The 16,193-nt window shown below is 50.6% G+C and carries 17 protein-coding genes; 8 read left to right on the forward strand and 9 right to left on the reverse strand.

Annotation, left to right across the window (positions count from 1 at the left end; all coding sequences use genetic code 11):
* Positions 1–59: 59 nt before the first annotated feature.
* From I6L54_RS04800 to yqhD, 4 genes are all read right to left on the reverse strand, one after another.
* Entirely contained in the window at positions 60–515 is a 456-nt protein-coding gene (locus tag I6L54_RS04800; protein WP_040233976.1) for an HIT family protein, read from the reverse strand.
* Positions 516–559: 44 nt separating this feature from the next.
* Positions 560–2,014: a DASS family sodium-coupled anion symporter gene (locus tag I6L54_RS04805; RefSeq protein ID WP_005123117.1), complete on the reverse strand. Its 1,455-nt coding sequence runs from the start codon at positions 2,012–2,014 to the stop codon at positions 560–562.
* A 188-nt stretch (positions 2,015–2,202) separates the two neighbouring features.
* Complete coding sequence (gene dkgA, locus I6L54_RS04810) at positions 2,203–3,030, reverse strand: 2,5-didehydrogluconate reductase DkgA (protein ID WP_040233977.1); 828 nt, start codon at positions 3,028–3,030, stop codon at positions 2,203–2,205.
* 224 nt (positions 3,031–3,254) lie between these two features.
* A complete protein-coding gene (gene yqhD / locus I6L54_RS04815) occupies positions 3,255–4,418 on the reverse strand; it encodes an alcohol dehydrogenase (RefSeq protein WP_005123120.1) in 1,164 nt (387 codons plus the stop codon).
* A gap of 193 nt (positions 4,419–4,611) precedes the next feature.
* Here yqhD and I6L54_RS04820 point away from each other — a divergent pair, with 193 nt between their 5' ends.
* Positions 4,612–5,511 carry an AraC family transcriptional regulator gene (locus I6L54_RS04820; protein WP_005123124.1) on the forward strand — a complete coding sequence of 300 codons (900 nt, stop codon included), beginning with the start codon at positions 4,612–4,614 and terminating at the stop codon, positions 5,509–5,511.
* Between the two features lie 90 nt (positions 5,512–5,601).
* Here I6L54_RS04820 and yghB read toward each other — a convergent pair whose 3' ends face one another.
* Entirely contained in the window at positions 5,602–6,261 is a 660-nt protein-coding gene (gene yghB / locus I6L54_RS04825; protein WP_003024510.1) for a DedA family general envelope maintenance protein YghB, read from the reverse strand.
* A gap of 131 nt (positions 6,262–6,392) precedes the next feature.
* Positions 6,393–7,580 (reverse strand): cystathionine beta-lyase, encoded by a 1,188-nt coding sequence (gene metC / locus I6L54_RS04830; RefSeq protein ID WP_040234005.1) that lies wholly within the window; start codon positions 7,578–7,580, stop codon positions 6,393–6,395.
* Between the two features lie 251 nt (positions 7,581–7,831).
* On the opposite strand from metC, the gene exbB reads away from it, so the two are divergent.
* Complete coding sequence (gene exbB, locus I6L54_RS04835) at positions 7,832–8,566, forward strand: tol-pal system-associated acyl-CoA thioesterase (protein ID WP_040233981.1); 735 nt, start codon at positions 7,832–7,834, stop codon at positions 8,564–8,566.
* 6 nt (positions 8,567–8,572) lie between these two features.
* Entirely contained in the window at positions 8,573–8,998 is a 426-nt protein-coding gene (gene exbD, locus I6L54_RS04840) for a TonB system transport protein ExbD (protein ID WP_005123131.1), read from the forward strand.
* Positions 8,999–9,073: 75 nt separating this feature from the next.
* Here the strand turns inward: exbD and I6L54_RS04845 are convergent, their stop codons facing one another.
* Complete coding sequence (locus I6L54_RS04845) at positions 9,074–9,481, reverse strand: hypothetical protein (protein WP_005123132.1); 408 nt, start codon at positions 9,479–9,481, stop codon at positions 9,074–9,076.
* A 1-nt stretch (position 9,482) separates the two neighbouring features.
* Positions 9,483–9,887, reverse strand: coding sequence for a hypothetical protein (locus tag I6L54_RS04850; RefSeq protein ID WP_040233982.1), 405 nt, complete (start codon positions 9,885–9,887; stop codon positions 9,483–9,485).
* Between the two features lie 103 nt (positions 9,888–9,990).
* Between I6L54_RS04850 and I6L54_RS04855 the strand changes: the two genes are divergently transcribed.
* A complete protein-coding gene (locus I6L54_RS04855) occupies positions 9,991–10,494 on the forward strand; it encodes an ESA_00282 family adhesion-associated protein (protein ID WP_005123136.1) in 504 nt (167 codons plus the stop codon).
* Between the two features lie 77 nt (positions 10,495–10,571).
* On the opposite strand, the gene I6L54_RS04860 is transcribed toward I6L54_RS04855, so the two are convergent.
* Positions 10,572–11,612 (reverse strand): aldo/keto reductase, encoded by a 1,041-nt coding sequence (locus I6L54_RS04860; protein ID WP_005123138.1) that lies wholly within the window; start codon positions 11,610–11,612, stop codon positions 10,572–10,574.
* Between the two features lie 155 nt (positions 11,613–11,767).
* On the opposite strand from I6L54_RS04860, the gene yghX reads away from it, so the two are divergent.
* The 4 genes from yghX (at position 11,768) to hybO (ending at position 16,191) form a co-directional block, all read left to right on the forward strand.
* On the forward strand, positions 11,768–12,655 hold the full coding sequence (gene yghX / locus I6L54_RS04865) for a YghX family hydrolase (RefSeq protein ID WP_040233983.1): 888 nt from the start codon (positions 11,768–11,770) through the stop codon (positions 12,653–12,655).
* A 215-nt stretch (positions 12,656–12,870) separates the two neighbouring features.
* Positions 12,871–14,511 carry a methyl-accepting chemotaxis protein gene (locus tag I6L54_RS04870; RefSeq protein WP_005123140.1) on the forward strand — a complete coding sequence of 547 codons (1,641 nt, stop codon included), beginning with the start codon at positions 12,871–12,873 and terminating at the stop codon, positions 14,509–14,511.
* An 85-nt stretch (positions 14,512–14,596) separates the two neighbouring features.
* Complete coding sequence (locus I6L54_RS04875) at positions 14,597–14,884, forward strand: DUF2623 family protein (protein ID WP_003024490.1); 288 nt, start codon at positions 14,597–14,599, stop codon at positions 14,882–14,884.
* 188 nt (positions 14,885–15,072) lie between these two features.
* Entirely contained in the window at positions 15,073–16,191 is a 1,119-nt protein-coding gene (hybO, locus tag I6L54_RS04880) for a hydrogenase 2 small subunit (RefSeq protein ID WP_040233985.1), read from the forward strand.
* Positions 16,192–16,193: the final 2 nt, after the last annotated feature.

Genomic DNA, 16,193 nt, shown 5'->3' on the forward strand with positions numbered 1-16,193 from the left:
TGACAGACCGTAGGCCGGATAAGGTGCTTGCACCGCTATCCGGCAGACGTGCTCAGTATTTATGCCTCACGAATTCTGGCCGCTAATGCGGCCAGTTTTTCATCGTCAGCCCGTTCGTGGTCATGTGACGACAGATACCCTTCATACTGCTCGAAAAATTTAGTCTTCCGGGACTCGATCGGTTTCCAGCGCGTCAAATCACCTGTGCCATGCATAGGGCTGAGCTTACTGTGCACATGATCCACGCCAAACCCTTCGAAAAACATCCCCGTACGACTGACATCCGGGAAAGCATTATCCAGTTTCTTCGCCACCTTTTGGGTCGCCAGCATCAGGTCTGCCAGCGCCTGTGGCGGCATATCAAATGCATAGCTTGGGTAGTGCTTTTTCGGGATCACCACGGTAAACCCCTCGGTGTTCGGGAAAATCGACAGAAAGGCCAGGTGATGCTCGTCTTCCCAGACTTTATGGCAGGGCGCTTTACCTTCAACAATTTGACAGAAAATACAGGTCATTCCTTTTCTCCGTAGATAAGACGTTTCGTCAGGACGCAGTGAGTTTAGTACAGACCCAGTATCTTCCACCACATCAGCCCTACAGTGATAAAGACGGCTTGATTAAACAGGCTGATGATGAATCCTGTTCGCCACCAGACCCCCGTCGGTACGTACCCGGCACCAAACAGAATCGGCCCGCGAGCGTGAGTGTACTGAGTGAGGGAACAGTACAGACTGCTGGTGAAGGCCAGCATCAACGCCGTAGGGGCTGCAGGAATATTCAAATGCAGGCCGACGCCAAGGAAAACGGCGTACAGCGCCGCAATCTGCGCATTACCGCTGGCAAAAAAGTAGTGGGTATAAAAGTAGGCGGCGTTGAGCAGCAGCAGGACAACCACCCAACTGGTCCCATGCATGGTACTGCTCAGGCTATCGCCAATCAGGTTGCCAAACCAGGTGGTAAAGCCCAGTTTTTTCAACTGATTTGCCATCATCAATAGTGCGGCAAACCAGATCAGTGTATCCCACGCACCTTTCTCGCTTTTGACATCTTCCCAGCTTAGAACGCCGCTGAGCAGCAAGATGGATAAACCAACAAATGAGGCGGTGGTGGCGTCGACGCCCAGGGTATCACCAAAAATCCACAGCACCAGCAGGACGCCGACGGTAGCCAGCATCAGCCATTCACCGCGTGACATACGGCCCATTTCCGCCAGTTCTTTACGCGCCAGATTAGGGGCATCCGGCGTGTGTTTAATTTCCGGACGCACAATCCAGTAGACCAGTAATGGAACCAGCAGTAAGGAAACCAGGCAAGGCAGCAGCGCCGCCATAAACCAACTGCCCCAGGTGAGTGTGACCCCCGCATTGGCCGCCAGTTTCACTGCCAACAGGTTGCCGGTATAGCCAGTCATAAAGAGCGCGGCGGTGACGTCGTTGACGTTGCCAATACAGGTGATAAGAAAGGTACCGATTTTACTGCGGGACTCATCTTCCGGGTTCGAATGGAAACTGCGCGCCAGGGAGTCGGCAATTGGATAGATGACGCCGCCGCAGCGTGCCGTATTGCTTGGCATTGCGGGGGACAGTATCAGGTCCGCAAACGCCAGCCCGTAGGCGAGTCCCAGCGTGCGCTTGCCGAGCAGGCGAATCATCTGCAGCGCAATACGTCGTCCGAGTCCCGTTTTGATAAACCCGCGGGCAATCATAAAGGCGACGACAATCAGCCAGATCAGCGAACTGTTCAGTTCGCTCAGTGCGGTGGTAATAGCGCCGCTGGCGGTTTTATCCCCGGCAGCATAAGCGAGGGCAAAAACGGTAATACCGATAATGCCGACTGCGCCAATAGGCAGAACTTTTGCCACGATAGAAGCAATGGTAGCAACGAAGATAATGGCTGAATGCCAGGCTGGCGCACTTAACCCACTGGGTGGGGTAAGCTGCCAGAGCCCGGCACAAATAAATAGTATAAGAATCAATGGGAGCCATTTGACGCCTTGCTGTGTTTTTTCCACCATGGTCACGCACCTATAGACATTTGTGATGTATTCATGAAAACAATATTATTACTGAATAATTAGTAAGTTATATTGCGTAATGCTGCACGTGGATGTGCCATAAATACATCTATAGTTGTGCGTTTATTGTTTCTTAATATTTCGGCAAGGGAAAAGCCCGACGGGAATGCCGGGCTGGAGAGGAGAGATTAACCGCCGAACTGATCCGGGTCAGGGCCCAGGCGTTTCCCTTGATCGAGTTTTGCGATTTCACCGAGTTCATCTTTGTCCAGGCGGAAGTCCCAGACATTGAAGTTCTCGGCAATACGGGCAGGGGTGACGGATTTCGGGATCACCACCAGGCCGCTATCCAGATGCCAGCGGATGACAATCTGCGCCGGTGATTTACCATATTTTTCAGCGAGGTCGCGAATGATCTTTTGATCGAATACATCTTTACCGCCTTGCGCCAGCGGGCTCCAGGATTCGGTCTGGATTTTATGTGTGGCGTTCCAGGCGTGCAGCTGGCGTTGCTGCATCAGTGGATGCAGTTCTATCTGGTTAATCACCGGCGGGACGCCTGTTTCATCCATCAGCCGCTGGAGATGGTTGATCTGAAAGTTGCACACGCCGATGCTCTTAATCAGCCCCTCTTTTTGCAAGTCGATCATGTTTTCCCACGCTTCAACGTAGTGATCGATCGCCGGGACAGGCCAGTGCATCAGGTAGAGATCGAGGTAATCGAGCTGGAGTTTCTCCATGCTTTCGAGCAACGCTTCCCGTGGGCGTTTCTGGTCATCATTCCACAGCTTGGTGGTAATGAATAACTCTTCGCGTGGCACGCCCGCATCGCGTATTGCTTTGCCGACACCTTCTTCGTTTTTGTACGCCGCAGCGGTATCAATTGAGCGATACCCTACTTCCAGCGCTTTATGAATGGCGGTGATGACTTCTTCGTTGCTTGCCTTCCAGACCCCCAGGCCCAGTTGCGGCATGACGTTACCATCCTGTAGCTTGATAATGGTTGGACCGGTCATAATTCCCCCCTACACTTAATCCTTCAGGCTGCCTCTTTGTTGGCTGCTTGCGTTTACCCCAGTCACGTACTTATGTACGCTCCCGGGGATTCACTCAATTGCCGCCTCGATGCATCATGAATGATTGGGTGTAAATTGAGTTCACCGGAGCAGCCCCCGGTGAGTTAGGTGTGACTTAAGCCTGGTATAAATAGCCAAAAACGAAAGTCGGAGGTTAAAAAACCTTAGCGGGCAGCTTCGTAAATCCGGCGGCTGACGTCCAGAGTAATGTCCTGATGTTCACCCAGTTTCGTGCCGCCATGCGCTTGCAGTTTTTCCAGCAGTGCCGGGATGGAGCTGCCATCCAGACCGTAGTCAGACAGGCGAGTCGGTACACCCATTTGTTCGAAGAACTGACGGGTGGCGGCAATCGCGGCATCAATGCGCTGGTCTTCGGAACCTTCGGTGATATTCCAGATGCGCTCTGCGTATTGCAGCAGTTTGGCACGCTTGGTATCGCGTTTTTCATTCCACAATGCAGGCAGGACGATTGCCAGCGTCTGAGCGTGGTCAAGTCCGTGCATCGCCGTCAGCTCGTGACCCAGCATATGGGTTGCCCAGTCCTGCGGTACGCCTGCGCCGATCAGGCCGTTCAGCGCCTGGGTTGCCGCCCACATGACGTTTGCACGTACGTTGTAATTTTCCGGCTCCTGCAACGCTTTTGGACCGTCTTCTATCAGCGTCAGCAGAATGCCTTCGGCAAAGCGATCCTGAATTTTCCCGTCTACCGGATAAGTCACATATTGTTCTACAGTATGAACAAAAGCATCTACCACGCCGTTGGCAACCTGACGCGGTGGCAGGGTATAGGTGTAAACCGGATCGAGCACAGCAAATACGGGCTGGACAAACGGGGTCATGAAGGCCAGTTTGTCGCCAGTCGTTTTGCGCGAAATTACCGCGCCGGAGTTAGATTCAGAGCCGGTTGCCGGCAGGGTCAGTACCGAGCCCATTGGGATGGCGCTTTGTACGTCGTTACCGTGGGTTTCCAGAATGCGCCACGGGTCAACACCGTCAGCATAATGTGCCGCTGCGGCGATGAATTTTGTGCCATCAAGAACAGAACCGCCGCCTACCGCCAGCAGGAATGTCACCTTCTCATCATGGACAATTTTTACCGCGTTCATCAGCGTTTCATAAGACGGGTTCGGCTCAATACCGCCAAATTCCAGCACGTCCAGGCCTTTCAGTGCATCCTGAACCTGTGCCAGAACGCCGGTTTTTTTCACGCTACCACCGCCGTAGGTAATCAGTACGCGAGCATTCTGTGGGATTTGGTCGCGCAGTTCTGCAATCGCGCCTTTACCAAACAGAATGCGGGTTGGGGTATGGAGATTAAAGTTGTTCATTGCTCGTTACCTTGTGTGGGTAAAAAAGAGGGTAGGCGAGTGCCTGCCTGATGGTGAACATTGTGGTCGTCAGAAGCGTTCCTCTCAATGCTCATTTCTGCCGATGTCTTGCCCATTTCTACAGACTACTGGAGAAAATGGATAAAAGTGCGCACTATATCAGGGTTGCAAATCAATGATGAAATGGTGCCCTATGAACCGTGATGAGATCTGTCTCCTGCTGACAGATAAAATTAACCAGCTGAAAAATAATGAAAATAAATTAAATGATCTGCTGCCTGATATTCGCTTACTGTATGGCTCTGAACCTGGGGGGCGCACACCAGTGATGTATCAGCCTGGCATTATATTTCTCTTTTCAGGATATAAAATTGGTTATATCAACGAGCGTGTCTTTCGCTATGATGCCAACGAATACTTACTGCTCACAGTACCTTTACCCTTTGAATGTGAAACTTATGCGACACCGGACGTTCCGTTGGCTGGTATCCGCCTGAACGTCGATATCCTGCAATTGCAGGAATTGCTGATGGATATTGGGGAGGATGAACTGTTCCAGCCCGCAATGGCGGCAAGCGGGATCAACTCCGCGACGCTATCCGATGAAATTCTCTGTGCAGCGGAACGCCTGCTGGATGTGATGGAACGGCCATTGGATGCACGTATTCTGGGAAAACAAATTATTCGTGAGATCCTCTACCATGTGCTGACCGGGCCGCGTGGAGGGGCGTTATTGGCGCTGGTCAGTCGCCAGACACATTTCAGTTTGATAAGCCGTGTGCTGAAGCGGATTGAAACCAAATACACCGAAAATCTCAATGTAGAACAGCTGGCGGCAGAAGCCAATATGAGCGTGTCGGCGTTCCATCATAATTTTAAATCGGTGACCAGTACTTCACCGTTGCAGTATCTGAAGAGCTATCGATTGCATAAAGCGCGGATGATGATGATTCATGACGGGATGAAAGCCAGTGCGGCGGCAATGCGCGTGGGTTATGAGAGTGCATCGCAGTTTAGTCGGGAGTTCAAACGTTACTTTGGCGTAACGCCTGGAGAGGATGCAGCCAGAATTCGGATGATGCAGGGGAGTTGATTTCTTGTCGGCCTGACAGGTACACCGTAGGCCTAAACGCTGTGCGCCATATGGCGAAATGCCGGAGAGTATCCGGCCTACGGATGCGGTTCAGGCGCTACAGTATTTTTTTTTGATCACCACAAACAGCGTTCCCAACAGACCTGCGGTTAACAGGGCGATTGGCAGGATCATTAAAAAGGTCATTACCTGATCTTCGTGGCGTTTAACAAACGGGATCATACTGAGCGCATAGCCGAAACTGGTGACCACAGTGACCCACAGCAGACCGCTCAGCCAGTTAAAAAACTGGAAGCGACGGTTAGGCAGCCCCGAAATCCCCGCCATGGTTGGCAGCAAGGTACGAACGAATGCCAGGAAACGTCCGGCCAGCAGCGCCATCAGCCCGTGTTGGTCAAACATACAGGTGGCGCGCTGATGATACTTTTCAGGTAATTGCGCCAGCCAGCCTTTTACCGTCCGTGTGTTGCCCAGCCAGCGTCCCTGAATGTAGCTCAGCCAGCAACCGAGACTGGCGGCGGCAGTCAGAATAGCTATGGTAGGTAAAAAACTCATCACGTCCTGAGCGATCAGCGCCCCTGCCAGCAATAACAGGCTGTCTCCGGGTAAAAAGGAGGCGGGCAGCAGGCCATTTTCTAAAAACAGTGTGGCGAACATAACGAAGTACACTACGCTCACAACATGCGGATCCGCCAGCGCGGCAAAATCGTGTTGCCAGAGCGCGGAGACAATATCTTGAATGACTACCATGGACTTTCCTGTGGAACAGCGTTTATGGGTGGATTGTACTCCTGAATTGTCCGGGATGCCTTGATCCCGGACGCAACAATTGCAGACTTTTCCACCAGAAGTGTCTGCATATATGTCCATCTATGGCAATTTTACTCGATTCGGGCAAATCCTGCGGCTAAATCAGCAATCAGATCGTCAACATTTTCTAAACCGATGTGTAAACGGATGAGCGTTCCGCTGAAGTCCACTTTGCCTTGCGGACGGATTGCCGCGATATGTTCCGGTTGGTTAGCCAGAATCAGTGATTCAAAACCGCCCCAGGAATAGGCCATGCTGAACAGGCTGAAGTGATCCAGGTAAGCAGACAGTTCTGCACTATCTAGCTTCTTATTCAAAACAAATGAGAACAGACCGCTGCTACCGGTAAAGTCGCGTTTCCAGAACTCGTGTCCCTTGCTGCCGGGAAGTGCCGGGTGATTCACGCGGGAAACCTGCGGATGGTCAGCCAACCACTCGGCGACTTTTAAACTGCTTTCATGGTGTTGGCGCAGGCGAACGCTTAACGTCCGCAATCCGCGGCTGGTCATATAGGCGGTATCGGCATCCAGCATTTGTCCCATCAGATAGGCGTTTTCACGCAGTTGATCCCAGCAACGGGCATTGGATACCGCTGTCCCAACCATGCCGTCAGAATGACCAATCAGATATTTGGTGCCTGCCTGAATAGAAATATCGATGCCAAAATCCAGCGCCTTGAACAGCACCCCGGCAGCCCAGGTGTTATCAATCATGATGATCGCGTCAGGCACTACGCTTCTGACTGCGGCAACAATGGCTGGAACATCATGAACTTCCATGGTGACAGAACCTGGAGACTCAAGAAAAACGACTTTAGTATTCGGTTGTATATGCTTCACAATATCCGCGCCGACCAGCGGATCGAACCAGCCGGTTGTCACGCCAAGCTTGCCGAGAATTTTGGTGCAGAAATCCTGACTGGGTTCATAGGCGGTATTGGTCATCAGCACATGATCGCCTTGCTCCACAAAAGCGAGGATGGTGTTGGCAACGGCAGCCGCACCACAAGGGAACAAGGCGCAGCCCGCGCCGCCTTCCAGTTCGCACATCGCTTCCTGCAGAGAGAAATGCGTCAGGGTTCCGCGACGTCCATAGAAAAGCGCGCCGTTAGCACGGTTATGGGTGGCTTGTTTTTTGGCCTCTACGGAGTCAAAAACCAGCGAAGAAGCGCGCTGGATCACGCTATTTACCGAACCCAGCGTGTACTTTTTACTGCGTCCTGCGTGCACGAGTTTGGTTTCAAGTTGTTTATCTGCCATGTTGTTCGACCTGTTTTTATACGTCTGGATGTCTAAACTAGCATGAATCGCATCTGCCGCGTCCTGCAGAATAGCCATAAAGTACAAAATATTCTCAAATCGATTTCTGGTAACTTTTTTACTGCGTGAGCGCAAGGAAAAGAAACCAAAGGTGCGGCACTATGTAAATAGTAATGAGAACGACTATCAATTCGACGTCGTTTTGATATCATTACGCTCAGATTTTGTGATTTGCGTCCTGGAGATACAGAGTGGGTAATAATTTGATGCAGACGGATCTTTCCGTCTGGGGTATGTATCAGCACGCCGATATCGTGGTTAAGTGCGTGATGATTGGGCTGATTTTGGCGTCAGTGGTCACCTGGGCTATCTTCTTTAGTAAGAGCCTTGAGTTCTTTACGCAGAAGCGCCGCCTTAAGCGTGAACAGCAACTGCTGGCGGAAGCCCGCTCTTTAGATCAGGCAAGTGAGATTGCCGCAGGATTCGATGGCAAAAGCCTGGGTTCTCTGCTGATTAATGAAGCGCAGAATGAACTGGAACTGTCAGCAGGCAGTGATGACAACGAAGGGATCAAAGAGCGTACCGGTTTCCGTCTGGAACGTCGCGTTGCCGCCGTTGGACGTCAGATGGGGCGGGGTAATGGATACCTGGCAACCATCGGGGCTATCTCTCCATTTGTCGGGTTGTTTGGTACAGTATGGGGCATCATGAATAGCTTCATCGGTATCGCGCAAACCCAAACCACCAACCTGGCTGTTGTTGCGCCGGGTATTGCAGAAGCTCTGTTAGCGACGGCGATCGGTCTGGTCGCGGCAATCCCTGCTGTGGTTATCTACAACATTTTTGCTCGTCAGATTGGCAGCTATAAAGCGATGCTGGGCGATGTCGCTGCGCAGGTGCTGTTGCTGCAAAGTCGTGACCTGGACCTGAGTGCAAGCGCGTCTGCACACCCGGTACGTGCTGCGCAGAAATTACGTGTAGGATAATGTTCCATGGCAATGAGCTTTAATGAAAACCTGGACGATAACGGTGAAATGCATGATATCAACGTGACACCGTTTATCGACGTCATGTTGGTATTATTGATCATCTTTATGGTGGCAGCGCCACTGGCAACCGTGGATGTGAAGGTCAATCTTCCTGCATCCACCAGTACGCCGCAACCGCGTCCGGAAAAACCGGTTTACCTGTCAGTAAAAGCCGATAACACCATGTTTATTGGTAACGATCAGGTCACCGATGAGACGATGATTAACGAGCTAAACGCGCTAACTGAAGGCAAGAAAGACACCACTGTCTTCTTCCGGGCAGATAAAACCGTTGACTACGAAACCATGATGAAGGTTATGGATACGCTGCATCAGGCGGGCTACCTGAAGATTGGTTTGGTCGGTGAAGAGACCGTGAAAGCCAAATAATCCTTGTTGCCGGGTACAGGTTTGACCTTACCCGGCAAGCTTCTCCTGATATCACTTCCCTGCAAGTCTCTTGCCTTATCTGTTCTCGTCCAGCGCTACCGTAGTGATTTTTGTGGGTTCGTAATTCCCTTCGGATAGCTTACGGGTCAGGCGCAGTGTGGCAGTTTCACGTGCAAGCAGATGCTGGTATGTGCTTTCCAGACGGGCCATGATTTTGTCCCGCAATTCTGGTTGCTGAGCGATGATGGCCTCGATAGTGGCACCGTAAATCTCTTCTTTGGCTTGCAGTGCGTAGATTTCATGACGATTTTGCCATTTCATCCGCACCAGCGCGGCGGGTATAGAAACCATCTCTTGAGCAAGGCTTTCCAGCGTCGCGTTTTTATTGGCTATCAACACAGACAGATTTTGTTTTAAGACAAACTCATCGCTTTTGTGGTTATCTAAAGCCAAATAAACATTATTATCTTCAACATCTTTCATTTTATTTCTCTTCCAGAGAATAAAAAATAGGATCGTTGGTTTCGCGAGTAATTAAATTAAGCCAAATTTTGTTGCCTTGTTCATTTATCATGGCTGTTTTTTTGGCCAAAATTTTACTTAATTCCTGGGCGTTAATGTCGCCTTCCGCCTGTAATGAATTGAGCAGACGAGTAAATGACTCAATTTTTGCGGCGCGGAAAAGACGCTCTTTTAAATGACGATCGCACTCTTCAAATAACATATTCCGGGACTGGCCGGTAGCTGCGGAACTAATCAAAATTTCTGATTCGTAATCACTTAGCGTTATCTTCCCCTGAGTCAAATTTTCACTATTTTCTGTGGTGTTTGTATTGTTCGGGGTTGCGGATAAATGAAAACGAGAGGGAACAAGATGCTCGGGAAGCATGTTGAAATATCCTTTGCTGCCAATAATATGATGTTTTTAATAAGGTAGGCCGCGTTGACAATAGCATGGGGTAATTTTAAAATCAAAAAAAATGGAGCCCGCTATGAACAGTATATTTTATTCTGTTATTACCCTGCTATTGCTGACCTGCGGGGTACTTTTGCTAATGCGTAGTGCAAATAAAAACCGTTATACAGAAGATGTTAACGCACAGTACCAGCCAGAAATGCTAAGTAAAGAAGAGGGAGAAGATCATTTTTCTGCCCTGATGAATTCGATTACTCCGGTATGGTATTGGCGAGTCAATCACGAATATATTGATTTTATCCACTCCACAGTCAAGCGGATGACAATGGTGGAGCTGAATGAAACGCCGGGGCTCTTTGACGCGCAGCGGCGCTGTAGCGATCTTAACTCTGCGGTTTATAAGTATTATGACAATATTAAAAAGCGCTGCCTCAGCGGGGAGAAAGTCCCGCACGCCGATCTGGATGTGCTTAACTTGCGGCAGTGCTTCAGGGAGTTCAGCCTTGAAGCCTATCCTGCACTTGTCGCCCTGGTATGGCCGGAATACCAGCGTCCGTTGATTAAAGAGGACGAGGTGTGATGCGAGATTTACTTGCCCACTCTCATCAGCAGGCCATTACGCCGGGTAGGACTACACCCGGCGTAATGGTCAGATCGTTACTTGTCTGATGAGGCTTGCCACAGATTGAGCTTACCGTCCGCGACATGTTTATCGATCTGTGCCAGTTCTTCGGCACTGAAAGTCAGGTTTGCCAGTGCCTGAACGTTCTCTTCCAACTGCTCAGGTCGGCTGGCGCCAATTAATACCGATGTGACCCGGTTATCTTTTAGTAGCCAGCTTAACGCCATTTGCGCCATCGACTGCCCACGTTGTTGGGCCATCTCATTGAGCAAACGCAGACTGTTAAGATTTGCTTCCGTTAGCATATTTTCCGTCAGTCCACGGACTTTTTTCCCTTCACGCTGCATACGGGAACCATCAGGAATACCGTTGAGGTATTTCCCTGTCAGGAGCCCCTGCGCCAACGGGGTGAAGGCAATACAGCCCATCCCGTTGGATTCCAGCGTATCCAGCAAGCCGCTGCTGTCTACCCAGCGGTTAAGCAGGTTGTAGGATGGCTGGTGGATAAGCAGCGGAATTTTCCATTCCCGCAGCAGTTCGGCCATCTTCTGCGTGCGCTCTGGCGAATAAGATGAGATGCCGACATACAGTGCTTTGCCACTTTGCACGGCATGGGCCAGCGCGGAAGCAGTCTCTTCCATCGGTGTATTTTCGTCAACGCGGTGCGAATAGAAGATATCGACGTAGTCGAGACCCATGCGCTTGAGGCTCTGGTCGAGGCTGGCCAGCAGATACTTGCGTGAGCCGCCAGAACCGTACGGCCCCGGCCACATGTCGTAACCCGCTTTGGTTGAGATGATCAATTCATCACGATATTGTGCAAAATCCTCGCGCAACAATCGACCAAAATTCTCTTCAGCACTGCCCGGAGGCGGCCCGTAGTTATTGGCTAAATCAAAATGTGTTATCCCTAAATCAAATGCTTTTCGCAGCAGTGCTCGTTGTGAATCCAGAGCGTGAACGTGTCCAAAACTGTGCCATAAGCCCAGCGACAGCGCGGGCAGGCGCAAGCCGCTGCGCCCACAGTAGCGATAGAGCATTTGCTCATAACGTTCAGGATTGGCAAACCAGGCCATGAGATCTCCTTAGTGCAGGTGAATTTCGAAACAACGTTTCTATTCTAGCGAGTTCCCACTGAATATCCCGTTCACCAGGTCACACTGGGATGAAAAACTGGGCAAAAACAGATCACTGTGCTTTGCTTAAAAAAACATCACTCAGGAGTGCGACCATGCCGCGTTTGACTGCTAAAGACTTTCCGCAGGAGTTACTCGCTTACTATGACTATTACGCCCATGGCAAAATTACGAAACGCGAGTTTCTGAATCTGGCGGCGAAATATGCGGTAGGTGGTATGACGGCACTGGCGCTATTCAATTTGCTGAAACCGAACTATGCCCTGGCAACGCAGGTCGAATTTACCGATCCCGATATTCTGGCAGAATACATTACCTATCCATCGCCTGATGGGCATGGTGATGTGCGAGGTTATCTGGTGAAATCCGCGAAGGTGACGGGGAAGGTTCCGGCGGTGGTAGTGGTACATGAGAATCGTGGGCTGAATCCGTATATTGAGGATGTAGCACGGCGGGTGGCGAAGGCGGGTTATATTGCGCTGGCACCCGATGGATTAAGTTCACTGGGCGGTTATCCCGGCAATGATGATAAAGGCCGGGAATTACAGCAGCAGGTTGATCCCGTTAAGCTGATGAATGATTTTTTTGCCGCTATTGAGTTTATGCAGCGTTATTCGATGGCGACAGAAAAGGTGGGGATCACCGGATTTTGCTACGGTGGTGGTGTGGCGAATGCAGCGGCTGTTGCTTTCCCTGAACTGGCCTGTGCGGTGCCCTTTTATGGGCGTCAGGTTCCTGCTTCCGATGTCCCTAAAATTAATGCGCCTTTATTATTACACTATGCAGAACTAGATACACGAATTAATGAAGGCTGGCCCGCTTATGAAGCCGCACTCAAAGCGAATAAGAAAATCTATCAAGCATATATCTATCCCGGTGTTAATCATGGTTTTCATAACGATTCGACCCCCCGTTATGATAAAGCAGCTGCTGATTTAGCCTGGGAACGCACTCTTGCCTGGTTTGATAAATATTTGTTATGAAAAACAACGCATTATTTACAGCTTTAGGTTAATTATCTGAATAATAATGCTACCTAATTTCATTAACATTCATATTGATATGACCAGCAGGAATAATAGATAGACTTAAAAAAGTAAAAAAATAAAGAACGTATTATATCTTCTTCATTGCCTGCCGATAACAAGGGGAAGTATCGCCTGATGGCGAATTCCTCATCAATGGCAAGGAAATTATTATGTATTTGCTGAAAAACTTCACTATTCGTATTGTCATGCTGGCAATACTGGGACTTTTTTGCCTGCTCTGGTCGGGCGTGGGTTTATTCAGTCTGCATGCTTTATCAAAAATATCAGAAGGGAATGATATTGACCGCCATCTCGTCAAACAGATGACGGTGCTGAGTCAGGGGAACGATCAGTACTTTCGCTTTGTGACACGCCTGAGCCGTGCTGTGGATGTCAAAATTGGCGGTGGAACGCCTGATTTTACACCTGCCCAGCAATCGCTGGATAATCTGAGCCAAAAGCTCCAGGAGATGAAAACATTGTCTCCAGGCCCCATGGACCCGGAAATTTCAGCAGCAGTGCTGGCCAGGTGGCAAGCTTTGCTGGATAAAGGTGTGATACCGCAAATGCAACTGGCGCAGCAGGGCTCGCTTACGGCGTTTTCGGAACATGCCAGCACGATTACGCCCGCACTGAGCCGTGAATTTGGTGCCAGCGCTGAACGGTTTGATGCCACCGCCGGAAAGAGACTTGATGCGACGCGTATTATGGTAGACGGTAAAACGTCGATCATTCGGACACTGATTATTACTGCCGTTATCCTCGGGATCGCCCTCCTGTTCTTCACCGATCGTTACCTCGTTACCATGATGGTGAAACCTCTCGATCGCATTCGCCAGCAGTTCCGCCAGATTGCCCAGGGCGATCTCAGCCATCCGATTGAAGATTTTGGGCGTAACTGCGTGGGCCAACTGGTCCCTTTATTGTGCGCAATGCAGGACAGCCTGCGTGAAGCCGTAAGTACGATTCGTTCAGGCAGTGACAATATCTGGCGAGGCGCAACGGAGATTTCCAGCGGTAATAACGATCTCTCTTCCCGTACTGAGGAGCAGGCCGCGGCGCTGGAAGAGACCGCTGCCAGCATGGAGCAACTGACCGCCACGGTAAAACTTAACGCCGAAAATGCGCGTGAGGCCAGCCAGCTTGCCGATACGGCGACAGAGACGGCGGGTAAAGGCAGCACCCTGGTTTCTGAAGTGGTTGACACCATGGACGGTATTGCTGCCAGTTCTAAACAGATCGCAGAAATTACCTCCGTCATTAATAGCATTGCTTTCCAGACCAACATTCTGGCGCTCAACGCCGCCGTTGAAGCGGCCAGGGCTGGTGAACAGGGACGTGGTTTTGCCGTCGTTGCTGGTGAAGTACGTAACCTTGCCAGCCGTAGCGCCGGTGCGGCAAAAGAGATTGAGACGCTGATTGGTGAATCGTCGCGTCGTGTCGATCAGGGCGCTCGTCTGGTTAAAGAGACCGGGTTAACGATGGAGGCAATTCTGCGCGGCGCGACCGAAGTGACCGTTATCATGAAACAAATTGCCTCTGCTTCTGAAGAGCAAAATAAAGGTATCTCGCAGGTCAGTGTTGCGATCACTCAGATGGACAGCGTGACGCAACAGAATGCCGCGTTGGTAGAACAAGTATCCGCTGCTGCAGTGGCGCTGGAACGGCAAACGGAAGAGCTGCAACGCTCTGTACAACAATTCCGGCTTTCAGCCAACGATGTGCAATACGCCGCTGCCAATACTGCTTCCCCTTCCGCTGAAGACAGAACCGCTGCAGCGCCTAAAACGGACGAGTGGGTGTCCTTTTAATCTGGCACAAAAAAGTGCGTGATACCTCTGGCCTTTGCTTAAAAAATCGCTATATAATTTATTATATAGCGATTGGAGGTTATGCATGGACAACCATTTTGGTAAGGGCCTGATGGCCGGATTGAACGCCTCAAGTGCGGACAGTGCTCGTTCAGTGGCGAATTTTTGTGCAGATTATAAGCGCGGTTTTGTTCTGGGTTTTTCACATCGAATGTTTGAAAAAACGGGTGACCGACAGCTCAGCGCGTGGGAAGCGGGGATCCTGACGCGTCGTTACGGGCTGGATAAAGAGATGGTGATGGATTTCTTCAAAGAGAACCAGTCGAGTACAACAATTCGTTTTTTCATGGCCGGCTATCGGCTCGAAGCTTGATCCAAAAGGGGTATTATCTTGCTTTAATTAATTACACTATTGACCTACGCCTTCGTTTTGTTGCTCCGCCGAAGTATTATAATGCACATAACCATATAAAAAGTGTGGTAATGGCGCGCCGATCGCAATAAGCAACATGCGAATGGTGCAAAATAAAAGCCAGGTCTTCGCAACGGAATAACAATAAAATGACTGGAGATAATTCTCTCATCAATTCGAACGGCATCAATCGCCGTGATTTCATGAAGCTTTGTGCAGCACTGGCCGCTACCATGGGGCTCAGTAGCAAAGCCGCCGCAGAAATGGCCGAATCAGTTTCTCGTCCTCAGCGCCCACCGGTTATCTGGATTGGTGCTCAGGAGTGTACGGGTTGTACTGAATCGCTGCTTCGTGCGACACACCCTACAGTGGAAAACCTCGTTCTGGAGACGATCTCTCTTGAATATCATGAGGTGCTCTCTGCCGCCTTTGGCCACCAGGTCGAAGAGAACAAACATAACGCTCTGGAGAAGTACAAAGGGCAATATGTTCTGGTGGTAGATGGTTCTATACCACTAAAAGATAATGGTATTTACTGCATGGTTGCCGGTGAGCCAATTGTGGATCACATCCGCAGAGCGGCCGAAGGTGCAGCAGCTATCATCGCTATCGGCTCTTGTGCCGCATGGGGTGGTGTAGCTGCCGCTGGCGTGAACCCAACGGGGGCAGTCGGCTTGCAAGAAGTTCTGCCAGGCAAAACCATCATCAACATCCCAGGCTGTCCGCCTAACCCGCATAACTTCCTCGCGACTGTCGCGCATATCATCACTTACGGTAAGCCGCCGAAGCTGGATACCAAAAACCGTCCGACATTCGCCTATGGCCGTTTGATTCATGAACACTGCGAACGTCGCCCGCACTTTGATGCCGGTCGTTTTGCGAAAGAGTTCGGCGATGAAGGCCACCGTGAAGGTTGGTGCCTCTACCATCTGGGCTGTAAAGGACCCGAAACCTACGGCAACTGTTCAACGCTGCAATTCTGCGACGTTGGCGGCGTATGGCCGGTGGCTATTGGTCACCCTTGCTACGGCTGTAACGAAGAAGGCGTCGGTTTCCATAAAGGTATTCACCAGCTTGCTCATGTGGAAAACCAAACGCCGCGTTCCGAGAAGCCAGATGTCAATATGAAAGAAGGCGGCAATGTTTCTGCCGGAGCGATTGGGCTGCTTGGTGGCGTAGTAGGACTGGTTGCCGGTGTCAGCGTGATGGCGGTTCGTGAACTGGGGCGTCAGCAGAAGAAAGATAACGCTGACTCACGGGGAGAATAACC

The organism is Citrobacter pasteurii (assembly GCF_019047765.1).
Taxonomy (GTDB): Bacteria; Pseudomonadota; Gammaproteobacteria; order Enterobacterales; family Enterobacteriaceae; genus Citrobacter; species Citrobacter pasteurii.